Origin of the sequence: Oceanicaulis alexandrii DSM 11625 (genome assembly GCF_000420265.1) — a bacterium.
GTDB lineage: Bacteria > Pseudomonadota > Alphaproteobacteria > Caulobacterales > Maricaulaceae > Oceanicaulis > Oceanicaulis alexandrii.
The window spans coordinates 888,876-913,712 of the sequence record NZ_ATUP01000001.1 but is presented as its reverse complement, the minus strand read 5'-3'; the positions used below and the strand labels follow the sequence as shown (position 1 = coordinate 913,712).

Here is a 24,837-nt window from a genome sequence, read left to right as displayed (position 1 = left end):
CAAGCGCCTCTAAGGAGTTCAGGCTCAGGCTTGGCCGATGGCGCCGTGGCAATGCTTGTACTTCTTGCCTGAGCCGCACGGGCAGGCGGCGTTGCGCGGCACGCGGCCCCAGGTGCCCGGATCCTTGGGGTCAACGCTTTGGGCGGCGACGCGCGTGGCGGTCGGGGATGGAGTGGATTGTGCGGGGCGGGCGTCGCTGTCATCCATCTCGTTCCGGCCCGTCTGCGGGTCGATGTGCTGAGCCTGGATGTTCTTGGGCGGTTGCGGCGCTTCGGGCGCGGGCGAGCTTTGCGCCATGCGCAGATGGAACAGGACGCGCGTGGTTTCATAGCGCAGCTGGTCAAGCAGGTGCTCAAACAGCTCAAACGCTTCGGTCTTGAATTCGTTGAGCGGATCGCGCTGGGCGTAACCGCGCAGGCCCACAGCCGAGCGCAGAGCGTCCAGGTTCTGCAAATGGTCGCGCCAGTTCTGGTCGATGGTCTGCAAGAGGATCTGCTTTTCGATCCGGCGCATCAGCTCCGGTCCGATATTGGCGGCCTTTTCAGCATAGGTCTCGTCGACGACCTTCATCAGGCGCTCGCGCATCTCTTCGTCCGCGATGCCTTCCTCGGCGGCCCACTCCTTGATCGGGAGCTCGAGATTGAAGTGCTTGACCACCTCTTCGTTGAGCCCGTCGATATTCCACTGGTCAGCATAGGCGCGCGGCGGGATATGCTGGGTGACCAGGTCCTCGACCGTGGTCTCGCGCATGTCGGTTATGACGTCAGAGACGTCTTTGGCGGTCATGAACTCGATGCGCTGTTCGAAGATCGCCTTGCGCTGATCATTCATCACATCATCGTATTTGAGGATGTTCTTGCGGATGTCGTAGTTGCGCTGCTCGACTTTTTTCTGGCTGGTCTCCACAGCTTTCGACATCCAGGGGTGCTGAATGGCTTCGCCTTCTTTCAGGCCGAGCGTGCGCATGATGCCGTCCAGGCGTTCCGGCGCGAAGATGCGCAACAGATCGTCTTCAACGGACAAGAAGAAGGCGGAGCGACCCGGATCGCCCTGACGGCCCGAACGACCGCGCAGCTGGTTGTCGATGCGGCGGCTTTCATGGCGCTCTGTGCCAATGACGAACAAGCCGCCCGCGTCCAGCGCCTGTTGTTTCTTGTCGGCGACTTCCGCTTCGAACTGCTCGCGCTTGGCTTTCAGCGCTGCGTCATCGGGTTCGCGACCGGCGGCTTTTTCCGCATCCACCCATTCTTGCAGATTGTAGTCCACATTGCCGCCAAGCTGGATGTCGGTGCCGCGGCCGGCCATGTTGGTCGCGATGGTCACAGCCCCTGGCGCGCCGGCCTGGGCGATGATGCCGGCTTCCTGCTCGTGATAGCGCGCGTTCAGAACCTGGTGAACGATCTTCTTCTTCTTGAGGAAGTCTGACAGGCGCTCGGATTTCTCGATCGACACCGTGCCCACCAGAACCGGCTGGTTTTTGGCGTGGGCTTCTTCGATGGCTTTGAGAATGGCCTGGAATTTTTCGTCCTCGGTCCGGTAAAGCTCGTCTTCCTCATCAATCCGCTGCACCGGGCGATTGGTCGGAATTTCATTCACGCCCAGCTTGTAGATGTCATGAAATTCGTCCGCCTCGGTGGCGGCGGTGCCGGTCATGCCGCCGAGCTTCTTGTACAGGCGGAAATAGTTCTGGAAGGTGATCGAGGCCAGCGTCTGGTTCTCAGGCTGAATTTCGACGGTTTCCTTGGCTTCGATGGCCTGGTGCAGACCATCCGACAGACGGCGGCCCGGCATCATGCGGCCCGTAAACTCATCGATCAGGACGACTTTGCCCTCGCGAACGATGTAATCCTTGTCGCGCACGAACAGCTTGTGCGCCTTCAGGCCCTGGTTGACGTGGTGGACGACAGAGATGTTCTCGATGTCGTAGAGGTCGGCGTCGCCATCGAGCAGCTCGCGTTCTTTCAGCAGCTGTTCGATATGCTCGTTGCCTTCTTCAGTGAAGGTGCACGAGCGGGCCTTTTCGTCGATGGTGAAGTCCTCATCGTCCAGCATCGGGATGATCTGGTCGATGGTCTTGTAAAAATCGGTGCGGTCTTCGGTCTGTCCCGAAATGATCAGCGGCGTGCGCGCTTCGTCGATCAGGATGGAGTCCACTTCGTCGACGATGGCGAAATGGTGCTCCGCCTTTTCAAGCGGCCGGCCGCCAAACTGGACCATGTCGTTGAGCGCGTACTTCATGTTGTCGCGCAGATAGTCAAAGCCCAGTTCGTTGTTGGTGCCGTAGGTGATGTCGCAGCCATAGGCGGCGCGGCGCTCGGGATCGCTCATGCCATGGATGATCACGCCGGTGGTCATGCCCAGCTTGGCGAAGACCCGGCCCATCCATTCAGAGTCACGCTGGGCGAGGTAATCGTTCACCGTCACCACGTGCACGCCCTTGCCCGGCAGGGCGTTGAGATAGGCGGCGAGGGTAGAGACCAGCGTCTTGCCTTCACCCGTGCGCATCTCGGCGATATTGCCCCGGTGCAGCACGATGCCGCCCATCAGCTGCACATCGTAATGGCGTTGTCCCAGGGCGCGCTTGGCGGCTTCGCGCACAGCGGCGAACGCTTCAGGCAGGAGCTTGTCCAGGCTTTCGCCGTTTTCATGGCGCTCGCGGAACTCGACGGTTTTCTGCGCCAAAGCTGCGTCATCGAGCCCCTGAAAGTCTGGCTCCAGCGCATTGATCTGGTCCACCATGGGACGCATGCGCTTGACCTCGCGGTCATTGGAGGAGCCGAAAAGCTTGCGGGCGATGTTGAGCATGACGTATCTGCCTTGACGGGCGAACAATGAATTAAAGACGACGTGAGCGCCCGAAGCGGCCGCCTGGGCGCAACTGTCACGTCGTGTAAGGTCAAAGGTCACTTAAGGAGGCCCTGATTGACTGTCAATCAAGCCCGCCGACTGCATGTAGCAGCCGCGCTCATCACAATCGCGTTTCTTTCGGGCTGTAACCCGCCAGAGGCTGAAGAATCATCGCCCTCCAGCGCCATGTCGTCACAGGGCGGACTGCGCTTCATGGCGGAGCGCGACGCGCAGCGATCCCAGATCGCCGCGCGCGTGGGCGGTACTGTCATCACCGTTGATGATGTGCGGCGAGAAGCGGCCGCTCTGGGGTTGAGCGAGGCGCCGCAAGCGCTGCGCCCTTCTGACCAGGCGTTCCGCGATACGCTCTCTGACCTCATCGACCAGCGTCTTCTGGCGCTGGAAGCGGTGGCGCGCGACATTCAGGACGAGGAGGAAGCCCGTCTCCGGCTCGCTGCTGCTGAGGAGCGCATCCTGGGCAATATCCTGGTGGAGAACGCCATTGCGTCGGCGGTCAGCGACGAAGCGGTTCAGCAGGTTTATGAGGAGCAGAGCCGTCTCGCCCCACGCACCGAAGAGATCCGGGCGCGCCATATCCTGGTGGAGACCCGTGAAGAAGCGGACGAGGTTGCGCGTCTGTTGGCTGAAGGCGGTGATTTCGGGCAGTTGGCCGCTCAGGTCAGCCGGGATCTCGCCACGCGCTTCAGCGGGGGTGACCTAGGCTATTTCACCCGGTCGGGCATTCTCACCGGCTTCGCCCAAGTGGCGTTCGACACCGGCGAGGGCGAGGTCAGCGCTCCGTTCGAGACCGAATATGGCTGGCATGTGTTGCAGGTGATGGACCGCCGTCTCCAGCCGCGTGAAAGCCTGGACGACGTGCGGCCCAACATCATCCGGTTCCTGACCTTGCAGGGGATTGACGATCTGCTGGAGGTGTTGCGCGAGCGCTATCCTGTGACCCGTGTCGCGGGGCAGGCGCCGAGCGCGCTCCGCACGACGGAGCCTGCTGTGGTCACGCCTGAGGCGATTGATGCGCCCTAGCGATTAATGACGCATACACCCTGTCTCCCAACTCCGCTTTAACCCAAACGGCTTATAGTTATGACTTCAAACCTGTTGCTTGTGGTGGCGTGTGCGCTTGTTGACCCGGACGGGCGCGTCCTGCTGGCCCAGCGCCCGACCGGCAAACAGCATGCAGGCCTGTGGGAGTTCCCGGGCGGCAAGGTTGAACCGGGTGAAACGCCTGAACAGGCGCTTGTGCGCGAATTGCGTGAAGAGCTGGGGATCGAGCCATGCGAGCAATGCCTGCAGCCTTTCGCCTTTGCATCCGAAACGCTCGAGGGCGGCGGACATCTTCTGATGCCGCTATTTGTCTGTCGACGCTGGGACGGGTTCATCAACCCCACAGAGGGCCAAAAGATCGTCTGGACGCGGCCCGATCAGTTTCGCGAGTATCCGATGCCGCCCGCCGACAAGCCGCTTGCGGCGGAATTGCGCGACAGGCTGGTCGGTGCGCGCGTCGGCTGATCCGCGATGAGCGGGGCGCGACGGCCATTGAATATGGCTTGATCGTCGGCCTTTTGGGCGTTGTGGTGATCACCGCGGTTTCGCTTCTGGGCGATCAGCTGTGGCAGCTTCTGCAAATGGTCAGCACGACGATCAGCACAGCCTCAGGCGGTTCTGGCGGCGAGGGCTGACCCTCTAGCCTACACTATCGCCTGATGAGTGTTCCTTGACCCCCAGGGCGTCAGCCAGTCGCACTTTCGCTGAGCCGGGGCGTTTGGGTTTGGGCTGGTCGGGATGTGGCGCCCAGCCGGCGAAATGGATGATCTCGAACGTCGCAGGCACCTTGCCGTCCGCTTCCGCAAAGCGCTCGGAATAGGTCTGCGCGGTTTTCACAAAAAAGCTTTTGGTGGCGGGCGTGCGCGGGCGCTCAACCAGGGCATTGGTTTCGCCCATGGCGCGCAGATCGCGCATTAGCACGAACGAATTGCCATAGCGCGCTTTCACCCGGTCCACGTCAGACACCGGCAGGGCGAAGCCGGACCGGCTGAGCAAGCCCGCCATGTCCACCGTATCCGCGAAGGGCGAAACCCGGCGTGGCGCGGGGTCGGTCTCATCGACGCTTTTCAGGCATTGGCGTAGTTCGGTCAGCGTCGACCCGCCCAGAATGGCGCCGGCAAAGAAGCCATCGGGCTTCAGCGCGTGATTGATCTGGATCAGGGCGCCGACCAGGTCATTGGTCCAGTGCAGGTTCAGACAGGCTAGCACCAGATCCACGCTTTCAGGCGCGACAGGCAACTTTTCCTCATCCAGGCAGACCGCCGTCTGATCGCTCAGTCCCGCCATGCGCGGGGAGAGGTCGGTCTCGATCAGATGGTTGATCTTCCGACGTGCCTGGGGCCGGTCCTTCAAGGCGCGGCCCACAGCCCCGCCGCCGCCCAGGACCAGGCAGGTTTCAAAATCGCGGCTGACGCTTTCCACCCGGTCCAGAAGATCATCGGCGGCGCGCGCGTGCAAAAAGTCGTATGCTGTAAATTCAGAGGCTGCGCGATCCCGGCGACGGGCCAGCAAGCGCCGGTCAAACAGGACAGGCGGTCCGTCTTCGGGCTGCGGGGCGGGTTTGGATGAAATCAGCGTTACCGGGGTCATGGGCCAGATATGGACCCAATGCGCTGTCAGGCAAAGCCTTGGGGCTGTGGCGCGTCTGCGCGAATCTGATCTGGCCACCGCTATGTCCCATCACCGGCGATCCGGTTGCGGCGCCCGGAGAATTGTCCGCCAAGGCCTGGTCGCAGGTACGCTTTCTGGACGCCCCCTGGTGTGAGAGCTGCGGGCTGCCGTTTGATTATCCCATCGGCAAAGGCGCGCTGTGCGGAGCTTGTGCGGCGCAAGAGCCGGCGTGCCGGCGGATGCGGTCGGCCTTTGTGTATGACGCCGAGAGCCGACGTCTGGTCCTGATGCTCAAGCATGCGGGGCGGACCGACGGGCTAAAAGTCTTTGGCCGCTGGATGGCGCGCGCAGGGCGCGATGCGCTGGACGGGGCGGATGGGCTGATTCCCATTCCGCTGCACGCCAGCCGGTTGCGTCGCCGCCGGTTCAACCAGTCTTTTCTACTGGCGCGCGCGGTGTCTGAGGTCACCTCACTGCCTGTGGAGCCGAACCTGGTGTTGCGGACACGCGCCACGCCCAGTCAGGGCGGGCTCAGCGGCAAGGCGCGCCAGCGCAACGTGGCGGGCGCGTTCCGTATTCAGAAAAATGCGAAACCTTTCATCGAGGGGCGGCGTTTTGTCCTTGTGGACGATGTGCATACCACCGGCGCGACACTGCAGGCGTGTGCAAGGGTTCTTAAACGCGCCGGCGCCGAAGATGTGACCGCGATCACGCTGGCGCGCGTTGTTAAACCTGTGGACCCGCTTACATAACAGGGCGATTGCGGACCCCCGCTCCCCTGAGATTGACTTGAAAACAAGGAGGGCCTGACATGGCCGTCACCCTTTATACTCGCCCCATGTGCCCGTATTGCGTGCGCGCTGTTTCGCTTCTCAAAAAGAAAGGCGTCTCCTTTGAAGAGATTGACGCCGGCTTTGATGTGAAGAAGAAAAAGGAAATGGTGGACCGCGCCAACGGCGCCCGGACCTTCCCGCAAATTTTCATTGGGGAGACCCATGTGGGCGGTTGCGACGAGATGATGGCGCTGGAGCGCGCGGGCAAACTCGATGATCTGCTACGCACTGAAGGAGCGCTATGAGCGCGATTAAACTTGCTTTGATACAGATGCGCTCCGGTACGGATCCGGAGCGCAATCTGGACGACGCCGAAGCGCTGATCCGCGAAGCGGCGGCTTCTGGCGCGAAGTTTGTCCTGACGCCTGAGACCACCACGCTGGTGCAGAAGGACGCCGAACGCCTGTTCGGCCAGATCCACACGCCGGATGTGGAGCCCGCCATTGTGCGCTTCGCGGATCTGGCGGATTCCCTGGGGATTGATCTTCTGATCGGCTCCATGGCGCTCAAAGGCGGCGCGAAATCTGACGATGGTCGCGACCGCGCGGTCAATCGCTCGCATCTCTTTGGCCCCGATGGCGCGCTCAAAGCCTGCTATGACAAGATCCACATGTTCGATGTGGCGCTGGGCGGCGGCGAGACCTATTCAGAATCCACCAATTACGCGCCGGGCGACCGAGCCGTGCTGACTGAAGCGGCGGGCGGAAAGCTGGGGCTGACCATTTGCTATGATGTGCGTTTTGCTACGCTCTATCGCCGCCTCGCCCAAGCGGGCGCCCAGATGATCTCGGTGCCGAGCGCCTTCACCCGTCCCACGGGCCGCGCGCACTGGGAGACCTTGTTGCGGGCGCGCGCCATCGAGACCGGCAGTTTCATTCTGGCGCCGGCCCAGGGCGGCAAGCATGAAGACGGGCGCAAGACCTGGGGGCATTCCATGGTGATCGGGCCCTGGGGCGAGATCATCGCCCATCTCGATCATGATGAACCGGGCGTGCTTCATGCCGAGATCGACCTTGACGAAGTCGCCTCCGCGCGCAGTCGTATCCCGTCCCTCAGCAATGACCGGGAGTTCACCGGGCCATGATCCGCTACGCCTTGTCTTGCGCGGACGGGCATGAGTTCGAGGCCTGGTTCCGCAATTCAGACGATTACGACCTGCAAAATGACCGCGGCCTGGTCGAGTGTCCGACCTGCGGCTCGCTCGAGATTTCAAAACAGCTGATGGCGCCGTCGGTGCGCACGTCGCGCAAGAGAGAGGCGACCGCCAACGGCGCGCCCGATTTTCAGACCCTCGCCCGTCAGGTGCAGGCGCATATCCGGTCCAATTTTGATTATGTGGGCGAGAGCTTTGCGCGCGAAGCCCGCGCTATCCATAAGGGCGATGCGCCCGAGCGGCTGATTTATGGCGAGACGACCGCTGAAGAACGTGAGCAGCTGAGCGAAGAGGGCGTGCCCTGCGCGCCTTTGCCTGAACCGTTCACGCCGACGCCGCCCAAGAAGGCGAACTAGGCGCTAGAGAAACACGTCCCCGGCCAGACCGAGCGCGAAACCGAGCACGGCGCCGAGAGGCGGGGCCCAGCGTCGTTCGAGTTTCACCTCCGGCGCCACATCCTGAAAGGTCAGGAACAGAACTCCGCCTGCGGCGAACACCATCAAGACCCCAAGGACCATGGGATTGGGCGCGAAAATCAAGACGCCCAGGATCGCCGCGATCGGTCCCAGCAGCGGCATCAGCAGATAGGGCGCATAGGTTTTCATCGCAGGCTCGTCGCTGCGGGCGGCGCGTTCCCGATAGGCGTTGAAGGCCTCGGGGAAGTTCTGCAAGCCGATCAGCAGCGCCAGCAGCAGGCCCGCCGGCGCCCCGGTGGCCAGCATGGCGCCGAGCGCGATCGCTTCGGGCAGATAGTCCACCAGCATGGCCATGAGCTGGCCCATGGACTGGCCGCTGCGCCCCAGGGTGCGGTCGATGAAGAAGAAACTCACGCCGCCAGAGATGAAAGCCGCCAGCGCCATCCAGCCCGGCATCAGCGCCACGCCTTCAGGGATCAGAACCAGCGCCACAGCGGCGATCAGCACGCCGCCGCCAAAGGCGATGACGCCATGGCGCAGCTCACCCGACATCCAGTTGGGGTGGATCTTGTCCCACAACGCCAGACCCGCGCCGAGCGGAATGGTCGCTCCCGCGAGCAGGGCGTAAAGGACGGCCTGGGTCAAAGGCTCGAACACGCCAGGCGTCCTAAGCTGGTTTCTCGGACGCCATCAGATAATTGACGCCGGAATCTGATGAGATGAAGAACAGGTCTTTCAGCGGGTTATAGCTCACTCCCACCGGTTCCATCAGCTTGAGCCCTTCGGCCTTGAGCGCTTTGCGAACTTCCTGAGGTTTGACGAGCTTGCTGAAGCGGTGGGTGCCGCGTGGCAGCCAGCCGAGCACGTATTCCGCGCCGAAAATGGCGGTGGCGAAGGCGCGCGGCGTGCGGTTGATCGTCCCCACGATCATCATGCCGCCGGGCTTCACCATCTTCGCGCAATCGCGCAGGAAGGTCTCAGGGTTGGCCACATGCTCAACCACTTCGAGATTGAGCACCACGTCAAACTGCTCCGGGCCGCCCTCTTCGAGCAATTGCTCGGCGGTGCCATGACGATAATCGATGGAAAGCCCGTTTTCCTCGGCATGCACGAGCGCGGTCTTGATGTTGGCTTCCGCAGCGTCCACCGCCGTCACGGATGCGCCCAGTCGGGCGATGGGTTCGGAAACCAGTCCGCCGCCACAGCCGATGTCGAGCACCTTGAGGCCCTTGAGCGGTTCTGCGCCGTCAGTATTGAAGTGCCGGCTCAACAGCTCGCGGATATAGGTCAGGCGCGCTGGGTTGAATTTGTGCAAGGGCGCGAATTTGGACTTCGGATCCCACCATTCGCCAGCAATGCGGGAGAATTTCTCGACTTCTTCAGGATCAATCGAGGGCGTGGACAACTGGGTCGGGGCTTCGGCCTGGGCCATGATGGGCTCCTTCGCATCCCGGCGGAGAACAGCAGATGCGCATTTGCGCTGGTTTCGCCGGTTTTGTACCTATTGCGCCGCAATATGGTCTCATCTCCCGCGATTATCGAGCCCGTTGCGCCGCAGAGCGCCGTTCTGCCGCTGATTGCCGTGTGTCTGGAGGATGTTAATGGCTACGCCCCGTCTTGTGCTGAAATTTGGCGGCACCTCCATGGCGAACCCCGAGCGCATTGCGCACTCCGCCTCGATCGTCGCCGTCGAGGCGCGGCAAGGCAAACAAGTGGCCGTCGTGGTGTCCGCCATGGCGGGCGAAACCGATCGCTTGCTCAGCGCGGCAGAAGCGCTGGGCGGCGGGCTGGGCGAGCTTGAGACCGATACGGTTCTGGCGGCGGGCGAGCAGGCGAGCGCGGCGCTGATGGCGCTGGCGTTAAAGCGTGAGGGCTTCAATTCTGAAGCGGTCATGGGCTGGAGCCTGCCCATTCTGGTGGAGGGACCGCCGGGCAGCGCCAAAATCACCGACATACACGGCGAACCGCTGGATGAGATGATGTCAGCCGGGATCATCCCTGTGATCGCCGGCTATCAGGGCCTGAATGCCGAGGGGCGTCTGGCCACCCTGGGGCGAGGCGGCACCGATCTCAGCGCCGCTGCGGTCGCGGCGGCGGTGGGCGCCGAGTGCGACATCTACACCGATGTGGACGGGGTTTTCACTACCGATCCGCGCATCGCGCCCGAAGCGGTCCGGGTGGAACGCATCAGCCATGACGCCATGCTGGAGCTGGCGGCCATGGGCGCGAAAGTGCTGCAGACCCGCTCGGTTGAATACGCCAAGGCGAAGGGCGTCACGTTAAGGGTCAAGTCGAGCTTTTTGCCGGCGGGGACGAGCGCGGGCACCGAAGTCACGCCGGAGTTGGAGATCGCAGAAAAACGCATCGTCTCGGGCGTCGCCTATGTGCGCGATCAGGCGCGACTGTCGCTGCATGGCGGGGAGGGGCCGCAGGCCGCGGAACTCCTGTTCGCGGCGCTTGGGGATGCGGATGTGGATGTGGACATGATCGTGCAGGCGCGCGCCCGGTCAGGCGGTTCGGTTGTTGAGTGCTCGGTGGCGGGGCGGGATCTGCCGCGTGCGCTGGCGGCGGCTGAAAACGCCGCGCGCCCCAACGGGCTGGAGGTGCGTTCAGAAACCGGCCTCGCCAAGGTGTCGGTTGTCGGTACGGGCTTGCGGGGACGGGCGGATGTGGCGCGCACGCTTTATGGCGTGCTGGCCCGTGAAGGCATCGCCGTGCGAATGACGGCGACGAGCGAGATCAAGATTTCCGCGCTTGTGGATGCAGACCTTCTTGAACACGCAGTGCGTGCGCTGCACAGCGCCTACAGGTTGGGGGCGGCGCCGTCGAAGGCTTGACGAACCCCCCTCAAACATTGCCTGTATCCCCCGAAACCGGACTCAAGGCAGGCGGCGCTCCGCCAGCCTCGGACCCAGACAGGATGCCTGACAGATCGCCATGACGCCTCAAAGCCTGTCCACGACCGTGCGCGGCCCTCGCCGTTTGCTCAGCCGTATCCGCGACCTCATGGCGGCCCAGGAGGATGCGCAAAAGCGTCTCGACCGGCTGACCGACATCATCGCGGAAGAGACCGGCGCGGATGTGTGTTCGATCTATCTGATGCGGCCCTCTGGCGCGCTTGAGCTGTCGGCCACCCATGGCCTGGACGCGTCAGCCGTACACCGTGTGCGCTTGCGCGCCGGCGAAGGCCTGGTGGGCGAAGTTGCGCGTCGGGCGCGGCCTTTCGCGGTCGAAGATGCGCCCTCTCATCCCAGTTTCTCGTATAAACCGGAAACCGGCGAGGAGCCGTTCAAGAGCTTTGTGGGCGTGCCGATCCTGCGTGGCGGCCGCCTTGTGGGCGTTCTGACGGCGCAAACGGTGGCGGTGCGTCCGACCACCGAAGAAGAGATCGAAACGCTGCAAACCGTCGCCATGTTGCTGGCGGAGATCGTCACCTCGGGCGAGCTGGTGCAGGCGGAAGGCTTCGCCGAACTGGAAGTCCGGCTGTCCAAGCCCGAACGCTTTCAGGGTCTGGCCCTGTCCTCGGGCGTGGTGCGCGGCGTTGCGGTGAAGCATGAGCCGCATGTGCTTTCCACCCGCCTGGTGGCGGATGACGCGGCGGCGGAAGAGGTGCGCCTGAACGAGGCGATCACACGCTTGCGCCGGTCTGTGGACCAGCTTCTGGATTCGGGCCGCGTCCCCATCGGCACGCCGTCGCGTGAGGTGCTGGAAACCTATCGCATGTTCGCCCACGATCGCGGTTGGCTCAATCAGCTGGGCGAGGCGATCCGGGCGGGCCTGACGGCGGAAGCGGCGGTCGAGCGGGTCCGGAACGAGCATCGTGCGCGTCTGATGAAAGCGCGTGATGCGCATTTCCAGGAACGTCTTCACGACCTTGAAGACCTCGCCAACCGCCTGTTGCGCCATCTGGCGCGCACCGAAGAGACGCAAGAGGACAGCCTGCCCGAGAACGCGATCATCGTGGCGCGATCGGTAGGCCCTGCGGAGCTTCTGGAGTTTGACCGATCGCGCCTGGCCGGCATCGCCGTCGAGGAAGGCTCGGTCACCGGACACGCGGCCATTGTCGCCAAGGCTCTGGGCATCCCCATGGTCGGGCGGCTCGAGGGGGCGCTCGACCGTGTTGAAGAAGGCGACAGCGTCATTCTGGACGGTGAATTCGGCCTTCTGCATGTGCGTCCCAACGAAGAGGTGAGCACCGCCTATGGCGAACGGATCGCCATGCTGGCCGAACGTCAGCGGACGTTCGAACATTTGCGCGATGCGCCCGCGAAGACCGCAGACGGTCAGGCGATGACGCTGGGCATGAATGCGGGTCTTCTGGTTGAAATGAACCGTCTGGAGGATACAGGCGCGTCCGGCGTTGGCCTGTTCCGCACCGAGTTTCAATTCATGGTGGCCGATACGCTGCCGCGGCTCAGCGCACAGATCGAACTCTATAAAGCCGTCTATGACGCTGCGGACGGCAAGCCGGTGGTGTTCCGCACCCTCGATCTGGGCGGCGACAAGGTCACGCCTTTCATCCCCTCCATGCGTGAACCCAACCCGGCCTTGGGCTGGCGGGCGCTGCGCATGGGGCTCGATCGGCCTGCGTTGACCCGATACCAGCTGCGCGCGCTGGTGCGCGCCTCGGGCGGACGCACGCTCAATGTCCTGTTCCCGATGATTTCAGTCGCTGAAGAGCTGGCTGCGGCGCGTGACGTGTTGGAACGGGAGCTCGATCTGGCGCGTCGGCACGGACATGACGCCCCTGATGAGCTGCGTGTCGGGCTGATGCTGGAGACGCCAGCTGTGGCGTTTGCGCCGGACGCCTGCCTGGAGCTGGCGGATTTCGTGTCGGTCGGCGCCAATGATCTGATGCAGTATTTCTTTGCGGCGGATCGTCAAAATCCGCGCGTTTCAGACAGGTATGATCCGATCAGCGCGCCAGCGTTACGGTTATTTAAGGATGTTCGGCAAGCGTGTGACGCTTACGGCAAACCTGTGAATGTCTGTGGTGAGCTAGCGGGCCAGCCGTTCGAGGCATGCGTTCTGGCGGCGCTGGGATATCGCAGCCTGTCCATGGCGGCGGGATCTATTGGACCGGTCAAGCAGGCGTTGGCGGGATGTGATCTGAGCCTTTTGACGCCTTGGCTGGACGATGAAATTCAGCAGGGCGCGAAAATCGGGGCTCCGTCATTGCGGGATCGGATGCTCCAAGCTGGAAAAGAAATCGGTTTGCCGCGAGAAGTTGTTGATAAAAACTAAAGCATTTGGTTGAATAGTCTTGAGTGAGGCTGGGGCGCCACACTTATGAGGGGAGCGTCCACTGTGACGCAGGAAATGGCGAACGCGAAGATGCGCGATTACGAACCGACGTCAGATGATTCAGGCTATGTGCCTGTTGACGCAGTGTTCAGCGCTCCAGCGCCGGCGCTGGAAGGCGTCAGTCTGGGCGAACGCCTGCGGCTGAGCCGTACGCATGCCGGTCTGACCCTCGACAGCGCTTCCGCCCGCACCCGCATCAAGCGAGATTATCTGGACGCTCTTGAGGCGATGGATTCCCGTGGCTTGCCCTCGAAAGCCTATGCTGTGGGCTATCTGCGGACCTATGCGGCTTTTCTCGGGCTGGACGTGGCTGACTGCGTCCGCCAGTTCAAAGAAGAAGTGGATTGTGACGCGGGCCGCGGCGAGCCGACCGCGCCTCAGGAACGTCGTGAAATCAAGCTGCCGCGCGGCCTGGTTGGCGCAGTGCTTATTCTGGGCGGCGTGATTGTCGCTGCGGGCTGGTACGGTAATTACGTGACCCGCGCAGAAGCCTTTGCAGGCGCTGCCGCGCCCATGGACGCGCTGATGCGCGCTGAAACCCCGCTTGTGGAGCTGGAAAGCTCCGGCGCGCCGACCCGCGCCGCAATCTGGTCAGGCCTGCCTGACGCCCATGCGGGCAATACGTTGGTTCTTGAAGCGGGCGGCCGGGTGGATATCGAAGTCCGTGACGCATCGGGCCGTATCCTCGCCGCGCGTGAGCTTGAGCCGGGCGAGCTGTATCGGGCGCCGGACGAGCCGGGTTTGACCATTTCGACCAATGACGCCGGCGCGGTTCTGGTGCGCGCTGCGGGGCGTCCCATGGGGCCGCTGGGCGAGCCGGGGCAGGCCGTGGACAATATCTCCGCCGCAGAGTTTGTGCTCACGGCGCTGCGCGAAGCCGACGCGGGCTAGCTGCGGTCGGCGCACCGCCATTGGATTGCAGGGCTCGCGTAACCGTTCCTCACAGCCTATATCACCTGTCAGACTGAAATCCTGCTCGAAGGCGAGGCGGCGATCATGGCGGTTGAAGATCACACCAAAGTCCGGCCCTGGCGGATGATTGACCGGCGTACGAGCCGGCAAATTCATGTGGGCGATGTGGCTGTAGGCGGCGACGCGCCGATCTCGGTCCAGTCCATGACCAATACGCTAACCTCGGACGCCAACGCGACGATCAATCAGATCCGGGCGCTGGAAGAGGCGGGCGCGGACATCGTGCGCGTGTCCTGCCCGGATACGGACTCCACCGCCGCCTTCAAGACCATCGCCAAGGCCGCGAAAGTCCCGCTCGTCGCGGACATTCATTTCCACTACAAGCGCGGCATTGAAGCCGCCGAGGCGGGGGCCGCCTGCCTGCGGATCAATCCGGGCAATATCGGGTCGATGGACCGGGTGCGCGATGTGGTTCAGGCCGCCCGTGACAATGGCTGCTCTATCCGTATCGGCGTGAACGCCGGCTCGCTGGAGCGCGAGCTTTTAGAGAAGTATGGTGAACCTTGCCCGGACGCGATGGTGGAGAGCGCGCTCAATCATGCGCGCATTCTCGAAGACCTTGATTTCCGCGAATACAAGATTTCGGTGAAGGCGTCAGACGTCTTCCTGACCGTGGCGGCCTATCAGGCGCTGGCGGAAGCCACCGACGCGCCCTTGCACTTGGGCGTCACGGAAGCGGGCGGCTTGCGTACGGGCGGCGTGAAAAGCTCGATCGGCATGGGCTCTTTGCTCTGGGCCGGGATCGGCGACACCATTCGAGTCTCCCTGTCCGCCGATCCGGTCGAAGAGATCAAGGTCGGCTATGACATCCTCAAATCTCTGGGTTTGCGCACCCGCGGCGTGAACATCATCGCCTGCCCAAGCTGTGCGCGGCAGGGCTTTGACGTCATCAAGACCGTCGAGGCGTTGGAGCACCGGCTTGAGCATGTTTCCGAGCCGATCTCGCTCTCCATTATCGGCTGCGTGGTGAACGGGCCGGGCGAAGCCGCCTATACGGACCTGGGGTTCACTGGCGGCGGCAAGGGGTCAGGCATGCTCTATTTCGCCGGTCAGGCGGATGAGAAGGTCTCCAACGAGACCATGATCGAGCGCATTGTCGAAGCGGTCGAGGACAAGGCCGCCAAAATGAAAGCCGAGCGCGAGGCGTCCGAAGCGGCGGCGGAGTAGGCATACGCCGCCGAGGCAGTGGCGTCGCGGCTGCCCAGCTCGATTCCGCTTCAATGTCTTGGACGGCCACCGCACCTTGAGTGCTGAGAACCGGTCTAATCGATATCGCGCGTAGGCGGTGCGCCATACAGGCAGCTTGGCTCAGATGCGCCGGGATCGCGTGCGCCCAGGACGTCCAGCTGGTTAAGAACGCCGGTCACCGCACTGAGCTGACTCTCCACGGTGCCCGCGATGGCGCGGTGGTAGTTGGCCAGATTCATTAACAGGTCACGCACGCCGGGCGCGTCGGCCATCGCTGCGTCATCAAACCCGATAACCGTATAGAACTCACCGGAGTTTGCGGTGCGAGCCCGTTCGAGATAGGCGTCGAAACGCGCGGCGCCGATGATCATTGCATTGATCTGTTCGACGGCGGCGACGTTGACGCTGGCTGTGCTTTGCGCCTGCAAGATCCGGCCGCGCAAGGTGTCGTCCCTGATAGTTTCGACCAGATCGCCCAGAACAAGCGCTTGCAGATTGCCCTCCAGGGGCAGGCCGGGTTGAACCGCGTGCGCCAGGGTCAGGGCATAGTACGCACGGGCTTGCTCCTCGGCGCTCAGCTCCGTCCCGCCGATGGCGGTGATGACATGATCCAGGCCCCGCGCGATCTCACCTTCGGTTTCGATCCGGCAGATCAACAGGCTTTGATAGATCGAAAAGTCTGTCGCCATGCCTGTCAGATAGCTGGTCTCGCGCGCCTCAAGCCGCGCCCGGTCATAGCCTTGTGTCAGCTGGAAGCCGACCGCAACGCCAATCACGACGATGACAAACTCCACGCAAACAGCGAACCAGTTGTGTTCGCGGATGTTGCGGTTGAGGCGGCTTAATAAGGTCATGGGCGACAGTTTAGCGCGGCCCCGACTGGGCTGCCAGCAGGAGCGTCTATCGCGCCAACATGACCGCTAGGAAGTTTGACCTGCCGTCGCGTGCGCCGCTTTCCATGAAGCCGAATATGCGCTTAGCTCTATCCCGAGCCGCCACAAGAGCGGCCTTCAAGGGGAGTTCCAAGATGTTTCAATCCATGATGACGCCGGTTCTGATGCTGGCGAGCTGGACGATGGTGATGTGGTTGTGGATGTACGCCACCCGCATTCCGGCGATGCAGAAGGCCGGGATCAAACCCGCCGAGCTGAAAGAAAAGTCCCAGCTCGACGTGCTGCCTCGCTCGGTGCGGCAGGTCGCGGACAATTACAATCACCTGCATGAGCAGCCGGTCATCTTCTACGCGCTTCTCACCTACAGTCATCTGGTCGGCGTGGCGGATCCGCTGAATGTGGGGCTGGCCTGGGCCTATGTGATCCTGCGCGTTGCGCACAGCATCTTCCAGGCGACGATCAATTTCATCCCGGTCCGGTTCGCACTCTTCGCCTTGTCGAGCGTGGTTCTGATCGTGATCGCGGTGCGCAATCTGCTGGCGTTGATGGTTTAGTCCGGCGGCCGGGCGTTCTCGGGCGTCCGGCCGACCGCCTCGGCGAACAGGCGCGTGATTTCTGGTTCTACGCTCGAGAAATCACTGAATTCATCGGTTTCGGTATTGATGTTCACCGCTACGGCGATGCCCAGCTCAGGGTAGAGGATCAGCCAGCTCATCGCGCCGCGGCTGACCCCGCCATGATGGACGATCCGGACCGGCGCATCCTCGCCAAAGCGGGAGACGCTTTGCGGGTTTACCCGCCAGCCGAGCGCATAGCCCTCTTCATTCACCTCGCCTGAATTGAGGCGCATCGGCGCCCAGAACCGCTCGCGCGTGGCTTCGGAAATATAGTCGTCATCGAGCCAGGCGCTGGCGACCTGCACCAGATCAACCGAACGCGCATAGAGCCCGCCGCTGGGCCAGCGCTGGCTGACATTCACCGCGCCGCGGGGGCGAATCTGCCCGTTGCCGCGAGACTGGTAGAATTGCGCCACATGCTCCGGTGTCGGCCCCGCATTGGCGCGAATGGGCGTGGCGAGATCGAGGGGCGTGCGGATCTCGCGGTCCAGCAAGCTGGCATAGTCTTCACCCGTGGCGCGCTCGGCCATGACCGCCGCCAGCACAACATCGAATGAGGTATAGTAATAGGCCTCGCCCGGCTCAGACAGCAGGCGGGCGTCATCCACCAGCTCCAGGCTGTCTTCCACCTGGTCATACTGACGCTTCATGCGCAGAGTTTCATAGGCGTCCGGCCAGTCAGAATTGTTCTCGTATCCGGGAAAGCCCGCGGTATGGGATAAAAGCTGGTCGAGTTCGATCTCCAGCCAGTCTTCATTGGGCGCATCGGGGACGTGTGCGCCGACCGTATCGTCAGGAACAAGGACGCCCTGATCGACCAGCCGGGCGATGACGGTCGCAGTCATGGCTTTCGAGGTGGAGCCGATGCGAAACAGGGTGTCCGGCGATGCGGGAGTGTCGGCGTCAAGATTCGCCCAGCCCGCGCCCGCCGCCCAGACCAGCTCGCCATCGACCGCGACGGCCGCAGTCACGCCAGGGACACCGAATTCACCGCGCATGGCTTCCAGTACGGCGGCGGCGTCTTCGCCGGCTTGCACGAACCGCTCATCATAGGCTTCGAAAGTCAGTGGAGCGGTCTCGGGCAGGGCTTTCCAGCCCCACTGGGTGCTGAAAAAGGTCCAGACCCCTGCGATCACGACGAGGCCCAAGACCAGCTTCAAGACGAGTTTGAGTGATGACGGCATGTCTGTCCCCCGTGAAGTCCCTTGCTGCAGGGCCAGTCTTGCCTGTAGGGCCTGACCCGGCGATGAACAGGGGCATATACGACATTAGGGGCGAGACATGATCACCATTTTCGGACTCAAAAACTGCGATACCTGCAAGAAGGCTGTGAAAGCCCTGCAGGCGAACACCGTCGCGCATGAGTTTGTGGATATCCGCACTGAAGCGGATCTTGCCGATCGCGTCCCGGTCTGGCTTGAGGCGGTGGGTTCAAAGGCGTTGATCAATACCCGGTCCACAACCTGGCGCGGCCTTGACGAGGCTCAGCGCGGACGCGCCGAGACTGATCCGGCGGCGCTTCTGGTCGAGAATCCGACCCTGATCAAACGCCCGGTCATCGAAGCTGGCAGTGCGGTGACGGTTGGATGGTCTGATGTGATCGAGCAGGGGCTGACGTCACGCTGACGCCAGCCCGCACAGGCTCGGTCTTTAGAGCTGAGTGATGCAGCTTATGAGCGCCACCACGCCGCCGCGGGCGTCATTGACGGTGGATTCAAGCCGCAGATCCTTCTCGGTCCGGGCGATATGAACCTTGCGTGCATTGTACATGTCCCGGAACAGGGCATCCATGTCGCTCGGAGCCTTGTCCAGCGTCTTGATGTTGGTGCCGTTGTCGTTGGTATAGGGGACCGCAAACTGAAGCGCGATCCTGAGATCAGACTTTTCCTTGGACGAAAAGACCATCACGCCCTCTGACCCGCGGAACCCGAAATTGCGGTCCGCGAAAAAGACGCCGGCGCACACTGAATTGTCCGGATCGCCCGGCGCGAAGAAGAAGCGCGACTTGAGCTGGACTTTGGGAGAATCCAGGTTTCCGGTCTCATTGTCCTGCATGAACGACTTCATCTCGCCATGGGCCATGTAGAGATCAGAGCCTTCATCGCCGTCCAGCCCTTTGCGCCAGTTGTTGACGACGAAATTCTGGTCGGTGTTGTTCAGAACAATGCCCAGGATCTTCTTCGGGTTCTCAAGCAGCAGGTACAGCAGGAAAGCGACCAGAATAATCACAACGGTCGCGATGGCTGTTTTCATCCCCAGTGATGTCACGCCGATCTTCACCGCACTGAGAAGCGCAGAGCCGGCGCGCAGAGCCTTGATCGTGTAGAACGCCATGGGCACGCCCACCGAGACCAGGCCGCCCGAGACGATTTCAATGGCCAGAGCGCCTTCGCTTTTGGCCGCCGACATGTTCTCGAACCGCTTGGTCAGCGTGAAGACATAGTCATAAAGATCCTGGCCGCGATATGTGGCGATGACTTCGGCGTTGTGTTCGGAGACGATGTAATTGGGTTCAATCTCGACGGCGTCGCCTTTGGCTTTCAGCAGTTCTTCAAATTCGGGCGCCAGCGTCGACGGCTCTTCATTGCTGTCTTCCTCGGCGCGCGAAATGTGTTCCACTGCCGCTTCAATCAACATGGCTTGAGCCATGCGACGTCGTTCGGGGAGGCTGAGCGCCGGGTTGGTCAAGACCAGGTCAAGCCTGATCCCGTATCGGGCGTTCAGGCGCTCTATGACCTGCATGGCGAGTTCGGCCGGTTGCAGGCCCTCATGGGTTTCGATTTTCATAACAATGCTCCCTGTGCGCGTATTATACGCTATCAGGAGTCGTATAGGCTTGGGGCGCACTTAACAATTAATAAGCGAAAAAATCCCCTAAAAGGGGAATTTTATTGTGTCGGCAGTTCGTGATGTCGGCTATGCGTACAAAAGACTTTCCGCGCCCTGATCACGGCGCTAAATCACTAGATATGAAAAAATCAATCTGTGTGTATTGCGGCTCCAATCCGGGCGCCGCACCCGAATACGCCCAGGCCGCGCAAGCGGTGGGCGTGAAACTGGCTCAAAACGACATTCGTCTGGTCTATGGCGGCGGTCAGGTGGGGCTGATGGGCCTTGTGGCGGACGCCTGCATTGATGCGGGCGGCCAGGTCTATGGGGTCATTCCCGACTTCCTGCATCAAAAAGAAATCGCTCATCCGCGCGTGCAGGACATGCATATCGTTCCCTCCATGCACGAGCGAAAGCTGAAGATGGCGGACGCGTCTGACGCCTTCATCGCCATGCCCGGCGGTATTGGCACCATGGAGGAATTGTTCGAGGTCTGGACCTGGTCACAACTGGGACGCCACGAAAAGCCGGTCGGCGTGCTCAATGTGAACGGCTATTATGACAAGCTGCTCGAGTTTATCGATCACATGACCGGGGAAGGCTTTTTGCTGGACAAGCATCGCGCCATGCTGATGCGCGGTGAAAGCATTGAAGAGCTGCTTGAGCAATTTGAAGCCTTCGAACATCCCGGCATGATCGCCACGCTGGCGGCGGGGCAGGTCTAGGTCCTGTCGACTGAACAGCCCCTCACCCTTTCCAAATCCTCTTGCCGGGCGTAACTGATCAAGCATGAGTATTCAGGACGCAAAACTGGACCAGGTCATTGACCGGTTCGATCAGGTCGAGGCGCGTTTGGGCGCCGCCGCTGATCCAGAAGAGATCGTTTCGCTTTCCAAAGAGCACGCCGAACTCAAAACGGTGGCCGAGAAGGCGCGCGAGTTGAAAACCGCGCGCGACAGCCTGGCGGAAGCCGAAGCGATCATCGAGGACGGCTCGGACAGGGATATGGTCGAGCTGGCCGAAGAAGAGCGTCAGGATCTCAGAAAGCGCCTGCCTGCGCTGGAGCGGGATTTGCAGCTTCTGCTGATCCCCAAGGATCGCGATGACGACGCCTCGATCATGATCGAGATCCGCGCCGGCACCGGCGGCGATGAGGCGGCGCTGTTCGCCGGCGATCTGTTCCGAATGTACGAGCGCTATGCCTCCAACCAGGGCTGGAAGGTCGAAGTGGTTGAAGCCAGCGAGGCGGAAGTCGGCGGCTACAAGGAAATCATCGCCTCGGTGAAGGGCAAGGGCGTCTTCGGCAAGATGAAGTTTGAATCCGGCGTCCATCGGGTTCAGCGCGTCCCGGTCACCGAATCCGGCGGCCGGATTCATACCTCCGCCGCGACGGTCGCCGTGCTGCCCGAGCCTGAAAATGTCGAGATCGAGATCAAGGACGAAGATCTGCGCATCGACACCATGCGGGCCTCCGGCGCGGGCGGTCAGCACGTGAACAAAACCGAATCTGCGGTGCGCATGACGCACATCCCAACAGGCATCGTCGTGGTCAGCTCTGAGAAATCCCAGCACCAGAACCGCGCCATCGCCATGCAGGTGCTCAAGACTCGCCTGTATGAAAAAGAGCGCCGCGAGAAGGACGAGGCCCGCGCCGCAGAGCGCAAGGGCCAGGTGGGGTCGGGCGACCGGTCCGAACGCATTCGCACCTATAATTTCCCGCAAGGCCGTGTGAGCGATCACCGTATCAATCTGACGCTCTACAAGCTCGACGAGATCCTGTCCGGCGACGCGCTGGACGAAGTGATCGACGCGCTGCTTGCAGAAGATCAGGCCGCTAAACTCGCGGCGATGGAAGACGCTTGAGCGAGGTGACCCGGGCTGCGCATTTGCGCGCCGCCGCTGAGCGGTTAGGCGCGGCGGGGCTGGATGATGCGGCGGATGAAGCGCGGCGATTGCTGCTTGCGGCCAGCGATCTGAGCCCGGCGCGACTGCTCACCGAGATGACGCAGCCCATGCCGGCTGAAGAGCGCGCGCAGTTTGACGCGTTGGTATCGCGCCGCGAACAGCGCGAACCGTTGTCGCATATCCTCGGCACGCAGCCCTTCTGGACGCTCGAGCTGAAAGTCACCCGCGACGTGCTGACCCCGCGTGCGGACACCGAGACCGTGATCGAGGCGGCGCTCGCCGCTTTTCCGGATCGGTCGGCGCCCTTGCGGATTCTGGACATTGCGACGGGGTCGGGCGCGATCATTCTGGCTTTGTTGAGCGAATTTCCGAACGCCTCGGGTTTGGCCACCGATCTCAGCGAAGCGGCGCTCAAGGTCGCGGCGGAGAATGCCGTGCGCACGCAATTGACTGACCGTGTACGTTTTCAAACAGGCAATTGGGCGGATGGCGTATCGGACGCTTTTGATCTGGTGGTGTCAAACCCGCCCTATATCGCGACCGATGTGCTTGAGACACTGGAGCCGGAAGTCCGGGTTTTCGAGCCTCGGTTAGCGCTTGACGGCGGCGTGACCGGATTCGGTCCATATCCGAATCTGTTCGCCGAGGCCGCGCGATTATTGAAGCCTGGCGGGTTGGCTTTGTTCGAGATCGGGTACGATCAAGGGGCCATGGCGCTGCAGGCGGCGCGTGAAGCCGGCGCTCAAGAGGTCTGCATCTTGAAGGATTTGGCCGGCAATGACCGGGTTGTCAGCCTGAACTTTCCACTCTGAGCGCATGTGCGTGCAGAAAAGTGTTGGAATCTGCCTGCACCTGCGTCTAGGGTGCGGACAAGTCCAGCGGGTGATGCATGTCGGGGCAGGGGCTGTCCTGACGCGATTACCGAGCGCCCCGCTGACCGATCGGCCCACACGCTATCGAGTTCGGACGCAATCTTGGTTGCGCTCGCGCCGATAGACGCGAATTTCGCGGTGTCGTGTCGGCCTCAATGGTATCAACAACCCGAAAAGAGATCAGGTTCTTGAACATGAAGCGTCAACGCGGACGAGGGCGAAAGCCCGGATCGCCCAGCAACCGCTCATATGAGAGCAATGGGCCGGACGTAAAAGTTCGGGGCGCCCCCTCTCATATCTACGACAAATACATGCAGCTCGCCCGCGACGCCTCGTCCGCCGGGGATCGGGTGATGGCTGAAAACTATTACCAGCACGCCGAGCATTATCTGCGGATCGTTCAGGCCAACCAGCCCAAGCGCGATGAGCGTGAGGATAATAACGGCAACCAGGACGATGCTGACGGCGCTGACGATGCGGCCGAGACGCAGAACGAAACCGGCTCTGACAATTCAGGTGCGGCGCAGAGCGAAGAGTCGCCACGTCAGCGCCGTCCGCGCGGTCGTCGTCGCCGGGACGAACCGACCGGCAGTGATGACCCGCTGCAGGTGGTTGACCCTGAGAGCGCGGGCGCTTCGTCTGCAACGCCGTCTGAAGAGGGCGACAGCCAGCCTTCGACCGAAGAGAAGCCGAAAAAGCGCACGCGCACCCGCCGCCCGAAAGCGGATGTGGACGCCCAGAAAGCTCTGGACGCGGCTGACGGCGAGGGTGAGAAACGCTCATCCAAGGACGCCGGAGAGGCTGCCTGAACCCTTGGGGTTTGACGCACGAAAAAAGGCTGGAGCATTGCTCCAGCCTTTTTTGTGTTCAGGATGGCCCAACTGATCAGCCGCGGCGGCCCAGCCGGCGCAGGCGGCGCCAGAACCGGCGTCGCTCGGGGCGAGGTTGGGGTTTCAGGTTCTGCACGAACTCTTCCGCGCATGACCGCCAGGAGTATTTCTCGGCGTAGGCGCGGCAGTCTTCGCGCTTCATCTCCAGCGCCTCAAGGCATGCGGTTTTCAGATCGTCATTGACTGAGCCCGCCTTGGAGCCAGGGATGATGTCCTTGGGCCCGTTCGCCACATAGGCGGCGACCGGGGTGCCGGTCGCCATGGATTCCAGAATCACCAGTCCGAAGGTATCGGTGAAGCTGGGGAAGACCATGACGTCGGCGTCTGCAAAGTGACGCGCCAGTTCGTCGCCGGACTTGTTGCCGGTGAAGACGACTTCGGGATATTTTTTCTTCAGTTCTTCAAGCTGCGGGCCGGGACCGACGATGACCTTTGTGCCGGGCAGGTCGAGGTCGAGGAAGGATTCGATGTTCTTCTCGACGGCCACGCGGCCGATATAGACGAAGATCGGACCCTGAAGTCCTTCATAGACGCTTTCCCCGCCCATATGGCGCTTGTCAGGGTGGAAGAGTTCAGTGTCCACGCCCCGCGCCCAGGGGGTGATGTTGTTGAAGCCGCGCTCGGTCAGCATGTCGCGCATGGACGGGGTGGCGACCATCAGCCGGTTACCCGAATTGTGGAAGCGCCGCATGAACCAATAGCCTGCCGAGATCGGAATGAACGGCAGGCGCGCATTCACATATTCGGGGAACTTGGTGTGATAGCTCGTGGTGAAGGGCAGCTTCCACTTCAGACAGATCGCCCGTGCGGCCTGGCCCAGCGAGCCTTCGGTGGCGATGTGAATCGCCTCGGGCTCGAACGCCTTGAACCGGGCTTCCAGGTCCTTGCGCGCGCCGACCGCCATCTTGATTTCGGGGTAGGTCGGCAGGGGGAAGGTCTTGAAGCCGAGGCCGGGGTGAATCACCTCCACCTCATGGCCCATGGCGCGGCACTCTTCCACGGTGCGTGAAAGCGTCCGCACGACGCCGTTGACCTGAGGCTCCCACGCATCGGTGACGAGCAGTATGCGCAGCGGAGCGCTTTCCTCCATGGGATGGATCTCCAGAACCATGTGACTCTTCGCGCCGGTTTAGCGTGTTTTACCCGTTTGTCGAAGTCCTGTCGGCGCCAGACGCTCTTGCTCGGGGCCTTTCAGCCGATCTTCCGGATGTGTCGTGGAACGATGATTGCGTTCGGTCGTTGGTGATGTGAGCAAGCTTTGTCTGCGTTCGCGCAACGCAGCGCAGGCGAGGGATGAAATCTTCAAAGAAGGACGTGTCAGCAGGAGGCGCCCGGTCAAAAAGTCAGACTTTGCAGATTTCGCGCGGAAAACCGGATGTAATTCCTTTGTATATACGTTGAGATAAATAGATTTATCAAACTATACAAAGACTTGCGAATTGATT

Annotated in this window: 25 protein-coding genes; 17 read left to right on the top strand and 8 right to left on the bottom strand. The window is 62.1% G+C overall.

The window, feature by feature from the left end:
* Positions 1-24 precede the first annotated feature (24 nt).
* A complete protein-coding gene (secA, locus tag G405_RS0104435) occupies positions 25-2,805 on the bottom strand; it encodes a preprotein translocase subunit SecA (RefSeq protein WP_022700299.1) in 2,781 nt (926 codons plus the stop codon).
* A 117-nt stretch (positions 2,806-2,922) separates the two neighbouring features.
* Between secA and G405_RS0104430 the strand changes: the two genes are divergently transcribed.
* From G405_RS0104430 to G405_RS17235, 3 genes are read left to right on the top strand one after another with little or no spacing between them, the layout of a single operon-like run.
* Positions 2,923-3,888: a peptidylprolyl isomerase gene (locus G405_RS0104430; RefSeq protein WP_028284532.1), complete on the top strand. Its 966-nt coding sequence runs from the start codon at positions 2,923-2,925 to the stop codon at positions 3,886-3,888.
* Positions 3,889-3,948: 60 nt separating this feature from the next.
* On the top strand, positions 3,949-4,374 hold the full coding sequence (locus G405_RS0104425; protein ID WP_022700297.1) for a (deoxy)nucleoside triphosphate pyrophosphohydrolase: 426 nt from the start codon (positions 3,949-3,951) through the stop codon (positions 4,372-4,374).
* On the top strand, positions 4,272-4,544 hold the full coding sequence (locus G405_RS17235; protein WP_267878757.1) for a Flp family type IVb pilin: 273 nt from the start codon (positions 4,272-4,274) through the stop codon (positions 4,542-4,544). The genes G405_RS0104425 and G405_RS17235 overlap by 103 nt, the downstream gene beginning before the upstream one ends.
* Positions 4,545-4,548: 4 nt before the next feature.
* Here G405_RS17235 and G405_RS0104415 read toward each other — a convergent pair whose 3' ends face one another.
* Positions 4,549-5,499 (bottom strand): methyltransferase domain-containing protein, encoded by a 951-nt coding sequence (locus G405_RS0104415; RefSeq protein ID WP_022700295.1) that lies wholly within the window; start codon positions 5,497-5,499, stop codon positions 4,549-4,551.
* Between the two features lie 38 nt (positions 5,500-5,537).
* Here G405_RS0104415 and G405_RS14965 point away from each other — a divergent pair, with 38 nt between their 5' ends.
* The 4 genes from G405_RS14965 to G405_RS0104395 are packed head-to-tail and all read left to right on the top strand — an operon-like array spanning position 5,538 to position 7,862.
* Positions 5,538-6,272 carry a ComF family protein gene (locus G405_RS14965; protein ID WP_022700294.1) on the top strand — a complete coding sequence of 245 codons (735 nt, stop codon included), beginning with the start codon at positions 5,538-5,540 and terminating at the stop codon, positions 6,270-6,272.
* Between the two features lie 59 nt (positions 6,273-6,331).
* Positions 6,332-6,598: a glutaredoxin 3 gene (gene grxC / locus G405_RS0104405; RefSeq protein ID WP_022700293.1), complete on the top strand. Its 267-nt coding sequence runs from the start codon at positions 6,332-6,334 to the stop codon at positions 6,596-6,598.
* Complete coding sequence (locus G405_RS0104400) at positions 6,595-7,437, top strand: carbon-nitrogen hydrolase family protein (protein ID WP_022700292.1); 843 nt, start codon at positions 6,595-6,597, stop codon at positions 7,435-7,437. The genes grxC and G405_RS0104400 overlap by 4 nt, the downstream gene beginning before the upstream one ends.
* The gene (locus tag G405_RS0104395) at positions 7,434-7,862 is read left to right on the top strand and encodes a DUF1178 family protein (protein ID WP_022700291.1); all 429 of its coding nucleotides are present in this window, start codon (positions 7,434-7,436) and stop codon (positions 7,860-7,862) included. The genes G405_RS0104400 and G405_RS0104395 overlap by 4 nt, the downstream gene beginning before the upstream one ends.
* 3 nt (positions 7,863-7,865) lie before the next feature.
* Here G405_RS0104395 and G405_RS0104390 read toward each other — a convergent pair whose 3' ends face one another.
* Positions 7,866-8,579 (bottom strand): ZIP family metal transporter, encoded by a 714-nt coding sequence (locus tag G405_RS0104390; protein WP_022700290.1) that lies wholly within the window; start codon positions 8,577-8,579, stop codon positions 7,866-7,868.
* Positions 8,580-8,589: 10 nt separating this feature from the next.
* Complete coding sequence (ubiG, locus tag G405_RS0104385; RefSeq protein ID WP_022700289.1) at positions 8,590-9,354, bottom strand: bifunctional 2-polyprenyl-6-hydroxyphenol methylase/3-demethylubiquinol 3-O-methyltransferase UbiG; 765 nt, start codon at positions 9,352-9,354, stop codon at positions 8,590-8,592.
* 169 nt (positions 9,355-9,523) lie between these two features.
* Between ubiG and G405_RS0104380 the strand changes: the two genes are divergently transcribed.
* From G405_RS0104380 to ispG, 4 genes are all read left to right on the top strand, one after another.
* Positions 9,524-10,759 (top strand): aspartate kinase, encoded by a 1,236-nt coding sequence (locus G405_RS0104380; protein WP_022700288.1) that lies wholly within the window; start codon positions 9,524-9,526, stop codon positions 10,757-10,759.
* A 100-nt stretch (positions 10,760-10,859) separates the two neighbouring features.
* Complete coding sequence (gene ptsP / locus G405_RS0104375; protein ID WP_022700287.1) at positions 10,860-13,166, top strand: phosphoenolpyruvate--protein phosphotransferase; 2,307 nt, start codon at positions 10,860-10,862, stop codon at positions 13,164-13,166.
* A 75-nt stretch (positions 13,167-13,241) separates the two neighbouring features.
* On the top strand, positions 13,242-14,117 hold the full coding sequence (locus G405_RS0104370) for a helix-turn-helix domain-containing protein (protein ID WP_022700286.1): 876 nt from the start codon (positions 13,242-13,244) through the stop codon (positions 14,115-14,117).
* 105 nt (positions 14,118-14,222) lie between these two features.
* Complete coding sequence (gene ispG / locus G405_RS0104365) at positions 14,223-15,365, top strand: flavodoxin-dependent (E)-4-hydroxy-3-methylbut-2-enyl-diphosphate synthase (protein WP_022700285.1); 1,143 nt, start codon at positions 14,223-14,225, stop codon at positions 15,363-15,365.
* Between the two features lie 95 nt (positions 15,366-15,460).
* Here ispG and G405_RS0104360 read toward each other — a convergent pair whose 3' ends face one another.
* Positions 15,461-16,240, bottom strand: coding sequence for a hypothetical protein (locus G405_RS0104360; RefSeq protein ID WP_022700284.1), 780 nt, complete (start codon positions 16,238-16,240; stop codon positions 15,461-15,463).
* Between the two features lie 173 nt (positions 16,241-16,413).
* Here G405_RS0104360 and G405_RS0104355 point away from each other — a divergent pair, with 173 nt between their 5' ends.
* Positions 16,414-16,833, top strand: a complete 420-nt coding sequence (locus G405_RS0104355; RefSeq protein ID WP_022700283.1) for an MAPEG family protein — start codon at positions 16,414-16,416, stop codon at positions 16,831-16,833.
* On the opposite strand, the gene G405_RS0104350 is transcribed toward G405_RS0104355, so the two are convergent.
* Entirely contained in the window at positions 16,830-18,080 is a 1,251-nt protein-coding gene (locus G405_RS0104350; protein WP_084683405.1) for a serine hydrolase domain-containing protein, read from the bottom strand. The two genes, G405_RS0104355 and G405_RS0104350, sit on opposite strands and share 4 nt — an antisense overlap.
* A gap of 97 nt (positions 18,081-18,177) precedes the next feature.
* Between G405_RS0104350 and G405_RS0104345 the strand changes: the two genes are divergently transcribed.
* Positions 18,178-18,522, top strand: a complete 345-nt coding sequence (locus G405_RS0104345) for an ArsC/Spx/MgsR family protein (RefSeq protein WP_022700281.1) — start codon at positions 18,178-18,180, stop codon at positions 18,520-18,522.
* Between the two features lie 24 nt (positions 18,523-18,546).
* Here G405_RS0104345 and G405_RS0104340 read toward each other — a convergent pair whose 3' ends face one another.
* Positions 18,547-19,683: a hypothetical protein gene (locus tag G405_RS0104340; protein ID WP_022700280.1), complete on the bottom strand. Its 1,137-nt coding sequence runs from the start codon at positions 19,681-19,683 to the stop codon at positions 18,547-18,549.
* A 182-nt stretch (positions 19,684-19,865) separates the two neighbouring features.
* Here G405_RS0104340 and G405_RS0104335 point away from each other — a divergent pair, with 182 nt between their 5' ends.
* From G405_RS0104335 to G405_RS14960, 4 genes are all read left to right on the top strand, one after another.
* Positions 19,866-20,450 carry an LOG family protein gene (locus G405_RS0104335; RefSeq protein WP_022700279.1) on the top strand — a complete coding sequence of 195 codons (585 nt, stop codon included), beginning with the start codon at positions 19,866-19,868 and terminating at the stop codon, positions 20,448-20,450.
* Positions 20,451-20,514: 64 nt separating this feature from the next.
* Entirely contained in the window at positions 20,515-21,588 is a 1,074-nt protein-coding gene (prfA, locus tag G405_RS0104330) for a peptide chain release factor 1 (RefSeq protein WP_022700278.1), read from the top strand.
* Between the two features lie 5 nt (positions 21,589-21,593).
* Positions 21,594-22,442, top strand: a complete 849-nt coding sequence (prmC, locus tag G405_RS0104325) for a peptide chain release factor N(5)-glutamine methyltransferase (RefSeq protein WP_233346042.1) — start codon at positions 21,594-21,596, stop codon at positions 22,440-22,442.
* A gap of 215 nt (positions 22,443-22,657) precedes the next feature.
* Entirely contained in the window at positions 22,658-23,311 is a 654-nt protein-coding gene (locus G405_RS14960; RefSeq protein ID WP_324603193.1) for a DUF4167 domain-containing protein, read from the top strand.
* Between the two features lie 76 nt (positions 23,312-23,387).
* On the opposite strand, the gene G405_RS0104315 is transcribed toward G405_RS14960, so the two are convergent.
* Positions 23,388-24,464: a glycosyltransferase family 4 protein gene (locus G405_RS0104315; protein WP_028284528.1), complete on the bottom strand. Its 1,077-nt coding sequence runs from the start codon at positions 24,462-24,464 to the stop codon at positions 23,388-23,390.
* Positions 24,465-24,837: the final 373 nt, after the last annotated feature.